Raw genomic sequence first — 13,354 nt, 5'->3', positions numbered from 1 at the left:
TGTAGGGAAAGGCAGCATTACCGACAATGAACGGCAAAAAGGGGGCATCCGGCATGGTGACAGAATCCCGCTCGATCCCCGCGGATCGCATGACGGTTCTGTTTGCGGTCATGCTGGTTGCCGCTGCCGGCAATACGGCGATGCAGTCGATCCTCCCGGCGATCGGCGCCAAATTGCATATTCCCGATGTCTGGGTCAGCCTCGCGTTCAGCTGGTCTGCGCTCCTATGGGTTCTGACTGCCCCCCATTGGGCGCGGCAGTCCGACAAGCGTGGCCGCAAGGCGCTGATGGCGATGGGAGTTATCGGCTTCATGTCGTCCATGGCGCTGTGCGGGCTGACGCTCTGGGCCGGTCTTCAGGGCTATCTGGCAGCCGGCGTCACCTTCGTTATCTTTGCCGTATTCCGTAGTCTTTATGGTGGTTTCGGCTCGGCGTCGCCGCCCGCGGTGCAGGCCTATGTCGCCGCCCGCACCGAACCTGCCGAGCGTACCCAGGCGCTGTCGCTCGTTTCATCGTCGTTCGGGCTTGGCACGGTCATCGGCCCCGCGATCGCGCCCTTCTTCATTCTCCCGTTTGTCGGTCTGGCCGGTCCATTGCTGGTCTTTGCGCTGATCGGGTTGATCGTGCTGGTTCTGCTGCGCTGGCGATTGCCCGACGACGTGCCGCGCTTCGCGGCGCGCGGTTCCATCGCCGCCTATCCGACATCTGCCGGATCACCCGAGGCCGCGACCGATGACAGCGACGACGAGGTCGTCGATCCGAGCGCCGCCGCCGCGCCGCCGTTGCGGTGGACCGACCCGCGCGTCCGGCCTTGGCTACTGGCCGGGCTATTTGGCGGCCAGGCCCAAGCGATGATGCTGGGAGTGATCGGCTTTCTTATCCTCGATCGCCTGCATCTTCGCCCACGCCCCGATGAAGGCGCAGCAATGACCGGCATCGTGCTGATGGCCGGCGCGTTCGCGACCTTGCTGTCGCAATGGGGGCTGATCCCGCTGCTCAAGCTGTCGGCGCGGACCGCGGTACTGGTCGGTGCGGCGCTGGGCGGCGCGGGACTGATCATGACCGGGCTGTCGCAGGAACTCCACGGGATCATCATCGGCTTTGCCCTCGCCTCGCTGGGCTTCGGGCTGTTCCGTCCGGGTTTCACCGCCGGCGCCTCGCTGTCGGTGCCGCGACGCGACCAAGGCAGCGTCGCGGGCATGACCGCGTCGATCAATGGGTCGGCCTATATCATATCCCCAGCGGTCGGAGTACTGCTATACAATTGGCACCCGATGGTCGCTTACGGCCTGATGTCCGGATTTTGTGGCTGGCTGGTCCTGTGGGGGTGGAAAGCCCTCCGCCAGAACCAGCCAACCGCCTAATCCTTCACGTCGTCGCCGTCGTGCTTTCGCTCGCGAACCGGCTTCAGCATGCCTGGCGCAAAAAAGCCGATCGGATCGACGCTCATGGCGTTCTGCTTGATCTCGCCCTGAATCTTTTCATAATCCTTTTCCATTGCTTCGGTCACCGACGCGCGCGTGTCTTCCAGCGCCGCTTCGAAATCGGCCATCGTCACGATATCGCTGTTAATCGACCGTTTGAGCGCTGCCAGTCCGGCGCGGCGCGTCAAATCTTCAAGGTCCGCCCCGGTAAACCGATCCGACTTTTCGGCCAGCACGGCAAGATCGACATCGTCAGCCAGCGGCATCTTCCCGGTCTGGATTTCCAGGATGCGACGCCGCCCTTCCTTGTCGGGCACCGCGACATAGATCAGCTCGTCGAGCCGTCCGGGACGCAGCAGCGCCGGGTCGATCAGGTTCGGGCGGTTGGTCGCACCAATCACGACGACTGACTGCATCTCCTCAATGCCGTCCATCTCGGCCAGGATCGTGTTGACGACGCGTTCGGTCACCTGCGGCTCGCCCGACGTCCCGCTGCCGCGCGCCGGCACCAGACTGTCGAGTTCGTCGATGAATATGATCGTCGGCGCAACCGCACGCGCGCGCGCAAACAAGCGCGCGATCTGTTGCTCGCTTTCGCCATACCATTTTGACAGCAAATCCGACGACTTGATCGAAATGAAATTGGCATCGGATTCGCGCGCCGCCGCTTTCGCCAGCAACGTCTTGCCGGTACCTGGCGGCCCATAGAGCAGGAACCCCTTGGCGGGCCGAATACCCAGACGTCGGAATGCCTCGGGATGCTTCAATGGCAGCTCGATCCCCTCGATCAGCTTCTCGCGCGCCGCATCCAGCCCGCCGATGTCGCTCCACCGCGTCGTCGGCGCCTGCACCATAACTTCGCGCATCGCCGACGGCTGCACCCGCTTCAGGGCGTTACTGAAATCGTCGCGCGTCACGCGCAATTCTTCCAGCACTTCGGGTGGGATCGTGCCTTCCGCCAGATCGAGTTTGGGCATGATCCGCCGTACCGCTTCGATCGCCGCCTCGCGCGTCAACGCCGCCATATCAGCGCCGACAAAACCAAAGGTCGTGCGCGCGAGCTCGGCCAGATCGACATCGGCGGACAGCGGCATTCCGCGCGTGTGGATGCCCAGAATCTCCCGCCGTCCGCTTTCGTCGGGTACGCCGATGATGATTTCACGATCGAACCGGCCCGGACGACGCAGCGCTTCGTCAATCGCATCGGGGCGATTGGTTGCGGCAATGACGACCAGATTGGTGCGAGGTTCAAGCCCGTCCATCAGCGTCAGCAACTGCGCGACAAGCCGCTTTTCGGCTTCGCCCGTCACCTGTCCGCGTTTGGGCGCAATCGAATCGATCTCATCGATGAACAGGATCGACGGCGCCGCCTTGGCGGCCGCCTCGAACACGTCGCGCAGGCGTTTTTCGGATTCGCCATAAGCGCTGCCCATGATTTCGGGGCCGTTGATCAGGAAGAACTGCGCGTCGCTCTCGTTGGCGACCGCGCGCGCCAGTCGGGTTTTGCCGGTTCCCGGCGGGCCGTGCAGCAACACGCCGCGGGGCGGATCGACGCCCAGACGCTGAAACAGTTCGGGATAGCGCAGCGGCAATTCGACCATCTCGCGCAGCTGATCGATCGTCTCGCCGAGCCCGCCGAGATCGTCATAGGTCACGTCGGTGCGGCGCGCGTCCTGCGGCTCCTGATATTCGGGCAGCAATTCGATTTCGGTATTCTCGTCGATGAACACGACGCCCTTTGGCGCTGCCGACACCACGATCAGCCGAACCTCGGCCAGCGCATAGGCGGGGGCGTTGAGCATCTGGCGCAGCTGCGGCGGCATATCGCCCGACGGCAAACGCTGCTGGCCAGCCGTTGCGACCGTATCGCCCGCGACCAGTGGCCGACCGAAAAAGCTACGCTTCAGCGCGTTCGCCGATCCTTGCAGACGCAGATTTTCCTGCGCCGGGGCGAACACGACCCGTGTCGCCGGACGCGTCTCGACACGGCTGAGCATCACCATATCGCCCGCGCCCGCGCCGGCATTGGCGCGCTGCAAACCGTCGAGGCGAATGACCTCCAGCCCTTCATCTTCGGCATAGGGAAGAACCACGCGCGACGCGGTTTGCCGCTTGCCGCTGATCTGGATAATATCGCCTTCGGTGACGCCCAGTTCGGCCATTGCGGAGCGTGGAATACGCGCGATGGCGCCGCCGCTTTCCTCGGCGCGCGAATTCGCCACCTGCAATTTTACCTGTTTTTCATTTACCGCGGCGTCGGCCAAGGCGCATCTCCCTCAAAAAGGTCAGAATGCCGAAGATAGGGTGGTCGTTCCCGATTTGCGACCCCCGCCCTGTGCCGACTTATGACGCAGTGCACAAAATTGTGGCAAGTCGCGCGGGGTCATGTCATCATTGCATCCGCATATGCCCCGCCTACCTCCCCTCAGCAGCATGGAGGCCTTTCTGGAGGTCGCCCGCTACGGCACGGTCAAGGCCGCCGCGATCGAGCTTGGCCTGTCCATGCCCGCACTGTCGCGTCGCATCCAGACGCTTGAGCATTCGGTCGGGCGTCCGTTGTTTAATCGCCATCACCATGGGCTCAGCCTGACCGAAGCTGGACGCACCTTGCAGGGACAGCTGTCGCCTATCCTCGATGAACTCAGGACCGTGATCGGCCAGATCGGCAGTCCCGACGCGTCGCTACGGCTCCACCTCAACGTTCTGCCGCTATTTGCCCAGCAGCGCCTGTTTCCGCGACTCCCGGAACTGCGCCGGGCCCATCCCGAACTGCACATCGACATCGACACGATGTCGCATGCCGAAGCTCGGTTGGGTGACGGCATCGACGCCGCGATCGCGCTCGCGCGAACGATCGACCCCGCGCTCTATGCGGCGCGGCTCGATCAGGATAAGGTCTTCCCGATCGCTGCCAAGACGCTGGCGGATGGCGACCGTCCGTTTGTCGTACCGGAACAGTTGCAACGGATGACCGTCCTCCTGCACCGAGAAATGCCCGAGACCTTCAGCGAGTGGAAAAAGGCGGTCGGCATGCCGTATCTCGAACCGGCGGGGATCGACTATTTCGATTCGGGACCGCTCATGCTAGAGGCCGCCGCGCAGGGTATCGGTGTCGCGTTCATGCACGGTCATCATTTCGACGACGCCCATGACGCCAGGCTGATACGGCTCTTCGATTTCGACGTCGACAGCCCGTACAGCTATTGGTTCGTCTGCCGCCCGCGCGCGCTGCGCCAGCCGGCGGTAAAATTATTTCACGACTGGCTGCTGGCGGCAAAGATCTAGCCGTTTTGTAATCGCATATCCTCACCAGGCTATTCGTTAACGTTTGCAGTCTGCGACGGGGATGAGCTATGCTTTCATCCAGTTTTTGCGAGGGACAATATGGCAATCGATAACGATAAATATTTTCCGGCAGCGTTCAACGATTACCTTCAAACGCTGACGGACCTGATCCGCCAATATCCCGATGCCAAGATTCTTGAGTTGGGGGGCGGAAGGCTGCCCTCATTCAAGCTGCATCAATTGCCGTCGAGTATCTCCACTTACACGGTCAACGATATTGACCCGGCCGAGCTTGCAATGACAAGTGACGATTATGACAAGGCATGCTTCGATGTTGTTGGCGATGTCTCGCAGTTCAAAGGCCAGTTTGATGTCATTTTTTCCAGGACGCTGATTGAACACGTCAAAGACGGTGTAAAAATGCATGAAAATGTCGTCTCGCTTTTGAAACCCGGCGGGGTCGCTTTCCATCTTGCGCCCACGCTCTATTCGCCACCTTTTGTGATGAACAAGTTGCTACCCGAGAGACTTTCGCAGCGGCTCCTCTACACGTTTTTTCCCAAGCGCGGAGCGCACAAGGACAAGTTTCCTGCCTATTACTCGTGGTGTTTTGGTAACCGAGCTAAAATGACCGCCATGCTGTTAAAGGCAGGTTTCGCAGATGCGACAATTCGATCCTTTTATGGCCACGATTATTTTCGTAAAATTCCGATCGTTCGGCAGGTGGACGGTGCCTTCTCGGCGCTTGCCGCAAAACATGACTGGTCGAGTTTCGGATCTTACGCCCACATCATCGCGCGGCGTTGAGCGCTAACGACACACTTCCTTTTTCTCTTACAATGCTGCTACGCCGCCGTAGCGCCGATGGCGAATGCCGCAGATTAGCGACGCTGCAGGAATCAAAGGATTGTCTTAGGACGAATGGTGCTGCTGGGGAGGATTGAACTCCCGACCTCGTCATTACCAATGACGCGCTCTACCACTGAGCTACAGCAGCCACCGAAACACCCGCAAACGCCTGTTCGCTGGGCAGGCGCGGCCTATGGCGGGGTGCCCTTCGCCTGTCAAGGTGCGAGGGTTGACGATACAGTAATTTCACGCGCATGGGTTGCCGCGTGAGCAAGACGCCCTCCCCCGCCGACATCGAACGCCAGCAGCGTCTAGCCGAAGCGCTGCGCGCCAACCTGCGCAAACGCAAGGTGCAGGCCCGCGAAACGAAAACTGAAGCCGACGTTAAAGGCTGACCGTCACGGTCACCGCATCGCCCTCGGCCAGTCCCTCGGCTTTGCGAACCGCTGCTTTTACGGGCAGAATCCAGCCGCCGCTCTCCTTGTGCGGAAAGACCGACGTCTTCCAGCTCGTCTCGCCGATTATGACCGCGACCCGCGCCGATCCGAACCCCTTGCGCCCATCGAGCCATTGCCCGCTGATCGCCGCCAACCGAATGCCGTCGGCCGCGTCGCCCGCGATCGTGAGGAAAAACCACGCCGCGGGCGCGTTAGCGGACTGCCAGCGCCAGAGCGGGGTGATGACGGTGAATTCCTCCAACGCTATTTCGCGGCGATCGAACGCACCGGCACCGGGATATTGCAGATATCCGCGCCGCCCGCAGGCTTGATGAAGAACGGATCGCGTCGGTTGGCGCGAGCATCGGCGTAGCGCGCGAAGCTGTCGCTTTCGGTCGACAGATATTCGAACTTCGGCTGCGCGGCGGCAGGCAAAGTGTCGGCGAGCCGGATCGAGGCGATCGGCACGCGCTCTTTGTCGTCCTCATAGAAACCGAGTGCGCCGGTGCCGCGCGGCAGGCTGGACAGATGTTCGATCCCGCTGATCACGCGACCGACGACGGCGATATTGCGGTCGAGATGGCGCGGCGCGTGGCCGATGACGGCGTAAAGTTCAGCGCCGCTGCCCGTGTCTGGCGACAGGTTGCGGCCGACACCCACCGTTCCATAGCAATGGACGGGCCACAGCTCTCCATTATTACCGCGGCCAACTGGCCAGCCCCAAAGCGCTTGGCTCGACGCATAGGGATCGGCAATGATCGGCGCCGAGCGCCGCATTGCCCGAGCAGCATCCCATCCCGCAGCGCCAGCTCGGCTTACGACATAATCGCCCTCCGGCACCGGCACCAATCCCTTCGGCAGTGCCTTTTTCTCGGTCGCATCGCCCCATTGCGCGACATAATTGTCCTGCACCCGGTTGACGCTGGTACCGTCCCACCAATGCGCAGCGGCGAGTTTGCGGATATTGCCGATCCACCCTTGGGCAAAAGGTGCGGGCATCAACTGGATCACGACCCTGCGCGCCTTGCCTTGAGCGTCGGGCGCCAGGTCCATCACCAGCAGATCAGACGCGGCGATCGCGATCCAGTCGCTGGCGGGCGCCGCCGCCGCAATCTCTCCGGGCGACGGAATCGGTGTCGGCTCCTGGGCGGTGACCGGAAAGGCGAGCGAAGCGGCAGCGGCGGCAAGAAGCAGATGTTTCATGCTCCCATGTCTGCCATGCTCATGCGACTTGCGAAAGCCCCGTCCAGCGATTAGGGCGCGCCTTCCATGCATGCGGAGCGGTGGCCGAGTGGTCGAAGGCGCTCGCCTGGAAAGTGAGTATAGGTCAAAAGCCTATCGTGGGTTCGAATCCCACCCGCTCCGCCATCGGACCCTCGGGTCCGATCTCCCGTCAGGCGAAATGGAGCCGGCGATATTTCCCGCGAAAATAGAGCAGCGGATCGCGGTGCGGTTCGAACTGCGCGCGCACGACGCGGCCGACCAGGATGAAATGGTCGCCCGCTTCATGGAGCGATTCGCGCTCGCATTCGAACGACACCAGCGAACTGCCGAGCAGCGGCACTCCTGTCTGCCCCGGCGCCCACGGCAGGTTGGCAAACCGATCCTCGCCGCGCGTGGCAAAGCGGTTTGACGCGGGTTGCTGGCCGATTTGCAGCACATTGACCCCAAAATGCACCGCCTCGCGCAACACGGGCGCGGTGCCGGACGAATTGGCGATGCACACGAGCAAGAGCGGTGGATCGAGCGAGACCGATGTGAAGCTGTTCGCGGTCAGCCCCACTGGCACCCCCGCTGAGTCGAGCGCGGTGACGATGGTGACGCCCGTCGCGAAACATCCCATCGCATCGCGCAGCGTTCGCGGGTCTGATCCCGCCTGAAATTCAGTCGCCTCGCGCGGCTGGCGGCGTTCGAGAAATTCGAGCAGCTGGCCCAGCAAAGCTTCGGTCCGATCGGCCTCGAGAATCAGATCTGCCGCGTCGATGGCCGCGATTTCGCCGACCGGCAGCGCGGCACTGAACGCATCGCCTGCGGCGCTGGCCTGGACCGCAGTAAAGCCGCCGCGAACCACCAGCGTCGGCAGCGCCTGACGCGCCGCGAGCCCGCTGGCGATAGCGTCGGCATCTTCGGGCATATCGACCAGCACGAGCCCGCCCGCCAGCAACACACCGTCGATCGCCAGGGCGCGCGTCGCTATCCAGCCACCATGCCGCCCGGCGACAACGACGGGACGCGACCCCATTTGTGCGAGGACCAAGCGCAAATCCTCAATATGGGCCGCCAGTTGGTCAGCTCCACCGGCAGCACGAAGGTCAAGGTTCACGACCCGACGGCCTGACAGCGCCAGTCCATCGGCCACCACGCGCCATGCGCTGCGCGGCTGCCCGATGTCGGGAATCAGCAGCACGGCAGGGTCATTGTCATCGCCCAGCACATCCGCGAGCAGGGAGACGCCCCCGAAACCCTTATATTCGATGACGCTCAAATATCCCCCCTGGCGCACCGGCGGGCGATAACGCCGTGGGCAACGAACTGATCAAATTGCGAAGAATCGGATCATATCGGATGCGCGCGCGCCACGCCAGCATATCGGCACGCGCGGCCTAGCGCCGTAGCGAGGCCAGCCGCTGGTCGACGATCGCATCCGCCTCGGCGATAATCCGGTCAATCAGTTGCTGACAGGTCGGGATGTCGTGGATCAGCCCTTGAACCATCCCGGCCCAGAACACGCCCTTCGACAGGTCGCCAGTTTGCAGCAGTTCGCGTCCCGCCTGACCATTCACCAGCTCAGCAACGTCAGCAAACGTCGCGTCGGGCTTTGCCAGACGGCGAACCACCTCTTCGCTGACTTCGCTCTTGCCGACGCGGGCGGTGTTCTTGAGGCTGCGAAAGATCAGATAGGAGCCGCGCTCGTCGTTATCGACATAGGCCTGTTTCACATTGTCGTGGATCGGCGCCTCGACGGTTGCGCAAAAGCGGGTACCCATGTTGATCCCCTCGGCCCCCAGCGCGAGCGCCGAAACCAGCCCGCGGCCATCGCCAAAACCGCCCGACGCGAGCATCGGGATCTTGACCTTGTCGGCGGCCGCCGGGATCAGGATCAGGCCGGGAATATCGTCCTCGCCAGGGTGGCCCGCACATTCAAAACCGTCGATCGAAATGATGTCGCACCCGGCGCGTTCGGCCGACAACGCGTGGCGTACCGCCGTGCACTTGTGGAGGATGGCGATGCCATGCGGCTTGAGCATCTCCCAGATTTCGCGCACCGCCGGTGTGCCCGCGGTCTCGACGATCTTGACGCCACCGTCGATGATCGCCTGCGCGTAGGCCTTGTAATCGGGGGCATTGATCGTTGGAAAAACCGTCATGTTCACGCCAAACGGCTTGTCGGTCATCGAGCGGCACTTCTCGATTTCAGCGCTCAGCGCCGCGGGGGTTGGCTGGGTCAGCGCGGTGATGATGCCCAAGCCGCCCGCGTTCGATACGGCGCTCGCCAGTTCGGCATAGCCGACGCTCTGCATCCCGCCCTGAACTATGGGATGTTCGATCCCCAGCATCTCCGTTATCCGTGTCTTGAATGCCATGCCGCTTTCCTTCTCTTCCCAAGCTTACCTTACGGCAGCGATGATTTTTGCCCTGAATTGACTTGACGCTTACGTCAACGTCCGGTCTCTTAGCAAGATAGTTAAAACGCCAACATGGAGTCGGGCGCGCATGAATATGGACGGACAATTGCTGACGCCCTCGTTGACCCGTCCGGGTTGCGACAGGCCCGTATCGTGACGATTTCGGATCGCGCCGTGGCCATTGCGGCGAAGGTCGAAAGCTTTGTCCGCGAATTTGTCGTGCCTTATGAAAAGGATTCCCGCCGCGACCATCATGGCGCCCCCACTGACGAACTCGTTATGGAAATGCGCGAGCACGCGCGCGCCGCGGGGGTTCTGACGCCACATATCCTGGGCGACGGCGATCATCTGAACCAGCGAGAAACCGCCATTGTGCTCATCAAGAGCGGCTTGTCACCGCTCGGCCCGCTCGCCTGCAACACCATGGCGCCGGACGAGGGTAATATGTATCTGCTCGGTAAGGAAGGCAGCCCCGAACTCAAGGATCGCTTCCTGAAGCCAATGGTCGAAGGCCGCGTCCGTTCGGCTTTCTTCATGACCGAGCCTGCCGAGGAAGGCGGCGCCGGGTCCGACCCGTCGATGATGAAGACGACTTGCCATCTCGACGGCAATCACTGGGTCGTCAACGGCCGCAAGACCTTCATCACCGGGGCACAGGGTGCGCGCGTCGGCATTGTGATGGCAAAGTCGGAACAGGGCGCATGCATGTTCCTGATCGACCTGCCCGACCCGGCCATCCGCATCGACGAGGTGCCGAACACGATCGACAGTTCGATGCCCGGCGGCCATGCGACGCTGACGATCGATAATCTGCGTATCCCTGCCGACCAGATGCTCGGCGAGGCGGGCGAGGGGTTTCGATACGCGCAAGTGCGCCTGTCCCCTGCCCGCCTGTCGCACTGTATGCGCTGGCTGGGCGCGTGTATCCGCGCGCACGAAATTGCGACCGATTATGCCAATCGCCGCGAAGCCTTTGGCAAGCCGCTGATCGACCATGAGGGCGTCGGCTTCATGCTGGCCGAGAATATGATCGACCTGAAACAGGCCGAACTGATGATCGACTGGTGCGCAGACGTGCTCGATACCGGTTCGCTTGGCACGGTCGAAAGCTCGATGGCCAAGGTTGCGGTGTCCGAAGCGCTGATGCGCATCGCGGACCGCTGCGTCCAGGTGATGGGCGGCACCGGCGTCACTGACAAGACGATCGTCGAACAGGTGTTCCGCGAAGTCCGGGCCTTCCGCATCTATGACGGCCCGACCGAGGTTCACAAATGGAGCCTCGCCAAAAAGATCCGGCGCGACTGGAAAGCCGGGCTAGTCTGAAGGCCGTCCGTGGCGCCTGGAAAGCGCGGCGTCAAAATACTTGACGTTTACGTCAACGTCCGGTCCATTGGCTGGACAACATAATGGGAGAAGAACGGGTGCGCGCATGACCATCCTCTACGACGAAGGCCAGCAGGCGATCGCGACCGAATCGCGGCGCGTCCTCGAAGCACGAATCGGCAAGGACGCTCTGCTGCCCCTGCTCGAATCGGTCGGCGATTATCATCATCCTTTCTGGGAGACCGCGAAGGAACAGGGATGGACGGCGCTCGCGCTTCCCGAAAGCGATGGCGGCCTGGGCCTGGGCCTCGTTGAACTAGGATTGATCGCGCATCAGGCGGGACGCAGCATCAGCGGCGCTCCGTTCCTGACCTCCAGCTTCGGCGTGGCCAAGGCGATCGAGCTTTACGGGTCGGACGCGCAAAAGGCACAATGGCTGCCCGCGCTCGCATCGGGCGAAATCGTCGGCGTTATCGCCTTTGCGGCCGGTCCCGACACGCTACCGGCTCGGCCCGACATGACCTTTGCGGATGACAGGCTCGACGGCACTGGCCGCGGAGTGTCCGGCGGACTGGCCGCCGATGTCGCGGTCGTGCTGGCCGATGGGCAAGGCATGCCTGTCCTCGCGCTGGTCGATTTGAAGGGTGTCGACCGCACCCCTGTGCCAAGTTTCGACAACAGCCGCTGCGTCGCCAACCTGAACTTTTCCGCCGCGCCGGCCGAAACGCTCGCCGTGGGCACCTCGGCCCACGATGCAGCGCTGCATATTCTGGCGCTCCAGGCCGTCGTCACCGCGCATGAGCAGACCGGCGGCGCGGAGGTGCTGATGGAAATCGCGCGCGATTACGCCCTGACCCGCCGTGCCTTTGGTCAGCCGATCGGGGCTTTCCAATCGGTGAAGCATCGCATCGCTGAGCTCTACGGGCTCGTCGAACTCGCACGCGCCAACTGCATCCACGCAGCCGCACGCGAAGGCGCTGCCGATTTCGTCACCGCAGCCGCAGCCGCGCGCTTATCCGCGACGGAAGCCTATGACACCGCGGCGCGCGACTGCGTCCAGATCCATGGAGGCATCGGCGTGACTTGGGAAATCGGGCTCCATCTCCATATGCGCCGGGCGCGCAGCCTCGCGATAGAACAGGGGAGCAGTCTGTTCTGGGAAGATGTTCTCGTCGACCGGCTGACGGGAGGAGCGGCATGAGCGATCTGGAAATTTATCGTGCCGACGCCGCAGCCTGGCTCGAATCGATGGCACCGGCTTTTGGTCGAGACGCGCGTGAAGGCTTGACCGAAGCTGACGACCTTGCGCTCGGTCGCCGCTATCAAAAGGCGAAGTTCGACGCAGGTTATGCGGGGATCAACTGGCCGACCGAATATGGCGGCCAAGGGCTCGGCCATCTCGAAAAAGTCACGTTCGACGCCGAAGAAATGAAGCACGGTTTCCCGAATTTCTATTTCGGCATCTCGCTCGGCATGCCGGTGCCGGTGTTGATGCAGTTCGGCAGCGACAAGGCGTTCGTCAAGGAACGCGTGCTGAAGGCGCTACAGGGCGAAGAAATCTGGTGTCAGCTGTTTTCCGAACCGTCAGGCGGTTCCGACCTTGCGGGCCTGCGTACCAAGGCCGAGCCCGACGGCAACGGATGGAAGATAAACGGGCAAAAAGTATGGACCAGCTGGGCGCATTACAGCGACTATGGCGTCATCGTCGTCCGCACCGACCCCACTGTCCCGAAACACAAGGGGCTCACCTATTTCTGGGTCGACATGAAGGCGCCGGGTGTCACCGTGCGCCCGATCAGGCTCGCGGGCGGCGATAGCCATGTCAACGAGGTGTTCTTCGACGATGTGAAGATTACCGACGATCATCGCATGTCGCCCGTTGGCGGCGGCTTTGCGGTCGCGATCGCGACGTTGATGATCGAACGCTATGTCGCCACCGACAGCGCGGGCTTCGGTCCACATCTCGATCTGTTCGTCGATCTGGCAAAGGGCATCCGACTGAACGGACGCGCGGCAATCGAGGATGGCCGTATCCGGCAACAGATCGCACGCAACTATGCCATGCGGTCGGGTCTCGATTCGATCAACGTGCGCGCTCGTTTGATGATGCAGGCAGGGATGATCCCAGGCGCCGAGGGTTCGCTCAACAAGCTGATCGCGGTACGATCGCGCCAGAAGCTGTCGGAGCTGGCGATCGATTTGCAAGGAACGGACGGCTTCACGTTCGACGAACACGCCTCGCAAAAAGAAGATTGGGCGTCGAGCTGGATCAACGCCCCGACCGGCCGCATCGCCGGCGGATCGGACGAAACCCTGCTCAACACCATTGCCGAAAAAGTCCTCGGCCTGCCGCAGGATCATCGCCCCGACAAGGGCATCCCGTTCAACCAGATTCCAGCCTGAGGAGGCT

General features: G+C 62.4%; 12 protein-coding genes and 2 tRNA genes. 8 read left to right on the top strand and 6 right to left on the bottom strand.

All coding sequences use genetic code 11. The features are described 5' to 3' along the window. Positions 1 to 89 precede the first annotated feature (89 nt). Positions 90 to 1,364, top strand: a complete 1,275-nt coding sequence (locus ACQY6T_RS04845) for an MFS transporter (protein WP_428629069.1) — start codon at positions 90 to 92, stop codon at positions 1,362 to 1,364. On the opposite strand, the gene ACQY6T_RS04840 is transcribed toward ACQY6T_RS04845, so the two are convergent. Continuing rightward, on the bottom strand, positions 1,361 to 3,688 hold the full coding sequence (locus tag ACQY6T_RS04840) for a CDC48 family AAA ATPase (protein ID WP_428629066.1): 2,328 nt from the start codon (positions 3,686 to 3,688) through the stop codon (positions 1,361 to 1,363). The genes ACQY6T_RS04845 and ACQY6T_RS04840 overlap by 4 nt on opposite strands. Before the next feature lie 142 nt (positions 3,689 to 3,830). Between ACQY6T_RS04840 and ACQY6T_RS04835 the strand changes: the two genes are divergently transcribed. After that, positions 3,831 to 4,709: a LysR substrate-binding domain-containing protein gene (locus ACQY6T_RS04835; protein ID WP_428629063.1), complete on the top strand. Its 879-nt coding sequence runs from the start codon at positions 3,831 to 3,833 to the stop codon at positions 4,707 to 4,709. Positions 4,710 to 4,808: 99 nt separating this feature from the next. Next, positions 4,809 to 5,516, top strand: a complete 708-nt coding sequence (locus ACQY6T_RS04830) for a class I SAM-dependent methyltransferase (protein WP_428629061.1) — start codon at positions 4,809 to 4,811, stop codon at positions 5,514 to 5,516. A 115-nt stretch (positions 5,517 to 5,631) separates the two neighbouring features. On the opposite strand, the gene ACQY6T_RS04825 is transcribed toward ACQY6T_RS04830, so the two are convergent. Further along, positions 5,632 to 5,706 (bottom strand) — tRNA-Thr (locus ACQY6T_RS04825). A 118-nt stretch (positions 5,707 to 5,824) separates the two neighbouring features. Between ACQY6T_RS04825 and ACQY6T_RS04820 the strand changes: the two genes are divergently transcribed. Further along, positions 5,825 to 5,953: a hypothetical protein gene (locus ACQY6T_RS04820; RefSeq protein ID WP_428629058.1), complete on the top strand. Its 129-nt coding sequence runs from the start codon at positions 5,825 to 5,827 to the stop codon at positions 5,951 to 5,953. Here ACQY6T_RS04820 and ACQY6T_RS04815 read toward each other — a convergent pair. Both ACQY6T_RS04815 and ACQY6T_RS04810 read right to left on the bottom strand, forming a co-directional pair. Next, positions 5,943 to 6,257: a DUF1905 domain-containing protein gene (locus tag ACQY6T_RS04815; protein ID WP_428629055.1), complete on the bottom strand. Its 315-nt coding sequence runs from the start codon at positions 6,255 to 6,257 to the stop codon at positions 5,943 to 5,945. The two genes, ACQY6T_RS04820 and ACQY6T_RS04815, sit on opposite strands and share 11 nt — an antisense overlap. 2 nt (positions 6,258 to 6,259) lie before the next feature. After that, on the bottom strand, positions 6,260 to 7,198 hold the full coding sequence (locus tag ACQY6T_RS04810; protein ID WP_428629052.1) for a peptidylprolyl isomerase: 939 nt from the start codon (positions 7,196 to 7,198) through the stop codon (positions 6,260 to 6,262). A gap of 74 nt (positions 7,199 to 7,272) precedes the next feature. Between ACQY6T_RS04810 and ACQY6T_RS04805 the strand changes: the two genes are divergently transcribed. Next, positions 7,273 to 7,363: transfer RNA gene (locus ACQY6T_RS04805), tRNA-Ser, on the top strand. Between the two features lie 25 nt (positions 7,364 to 7,388). Here the strand turns inward: ACQY6T_RS04805 and ACQY6T_RS04800 are convergent. Together ACQY6T_RS04800 and ACQY6T_RS04795 are read right to left on the bottom strand one after the other, a co-directional pair. Then, the gene (locus ACQY6T_RS04800) at positions 7,389 to 8,480 is read right to left on the bottom strand and encodes a flavin reductase (RefSeq protein ID WP_428629049.1); all 1,092 of its coding nucleotides are present in this window, start codon (positions 8,478 to 8,480) and stop codon (positions 7,389 to 7,391) included. 118 nt (positions 8,481 to 8,598) lie between these two features. Beyond that, entirely contained in the window at positions 8,599 to 9,579 is a 981-nt protein-coding gene (locus ACQY6T_RS04795; protein ID WP_428629046.1) for an NAD(P)H-dependent flavin oxidoreductase, read from the bottom strand. 195 nt (positions 9,580 to 9,774) lie between these two features. Between ACQY6T_RS04795 and ACQY6T_RS04790 the strand changes: the two genes are divergently transcribed. The 3 genes from ACQY6T_RS04790 to ACQY6T_RS04780 all read left to right on the top strand — a co-directional run bounded on the left by ACQY6T_RS04790 (position 9,775) and on the right by ACQY6T_RS04780 (position 13,347). Continuing rightward, the gene (locus ACQY6T_RS04790) at positions 9,775 to 10,944 is read left to right on the top strand and encodes an acyl-CoA dehydrogenase family protein (protein WP_428629044.1); all 1,170 of its coding nucleotides are present in this window, start codon (positions 9,775 to 9,777) and stop codon (positions 10,942 to 10,944) included. A gap of 106 nt (positions 10,945 to 11,050) precedes the next feature. Then, positions 11,051 to 12,145 carry an acyl-CoA dehydrogenase family protein gene (locus ACQY6T_RS04785; RefSeq protein WP_428629042.1) on the top strand — a complete coding sequence of 365 codons (1,095 nt, stop codon included), beginning with the start codon at positions 11,051 to 11,053 and terminating at the stop codon, positions 12,143 to 12,145. Beyond that, positions 12,142 to 13,347, top strand: coding sequence for an acyl-CoA dehydrogenase family protein (locus ACQY6T_RS04780; RefSeq protein WP_428629039.1), 1,206 nt, complete (start codon positions 12,142 to 12,144; stop codon positions 13,345 to 13,347). Before ACQY6T_RS04785 ends, ACQY6T_RS04780 begins: the two co-directional genes overlap by 4 nt. Positions 13,348 to 13,354 lie beyond the last annotated feature (7 nt).

Origin of the sequence: Sphingopyxis sp. (assembly GCF_965279725.1) — a bacterium.
Classification (GTDB): domain Bacteria; phylum Pseudomonadota; class Alphaproteobacteria; order Sphingomonadales; family Sphingomonadaceae; genus Sphingopyxis.
This window is presented reverse-complemented; position numbering and strand designations above follow the sequence as displayed.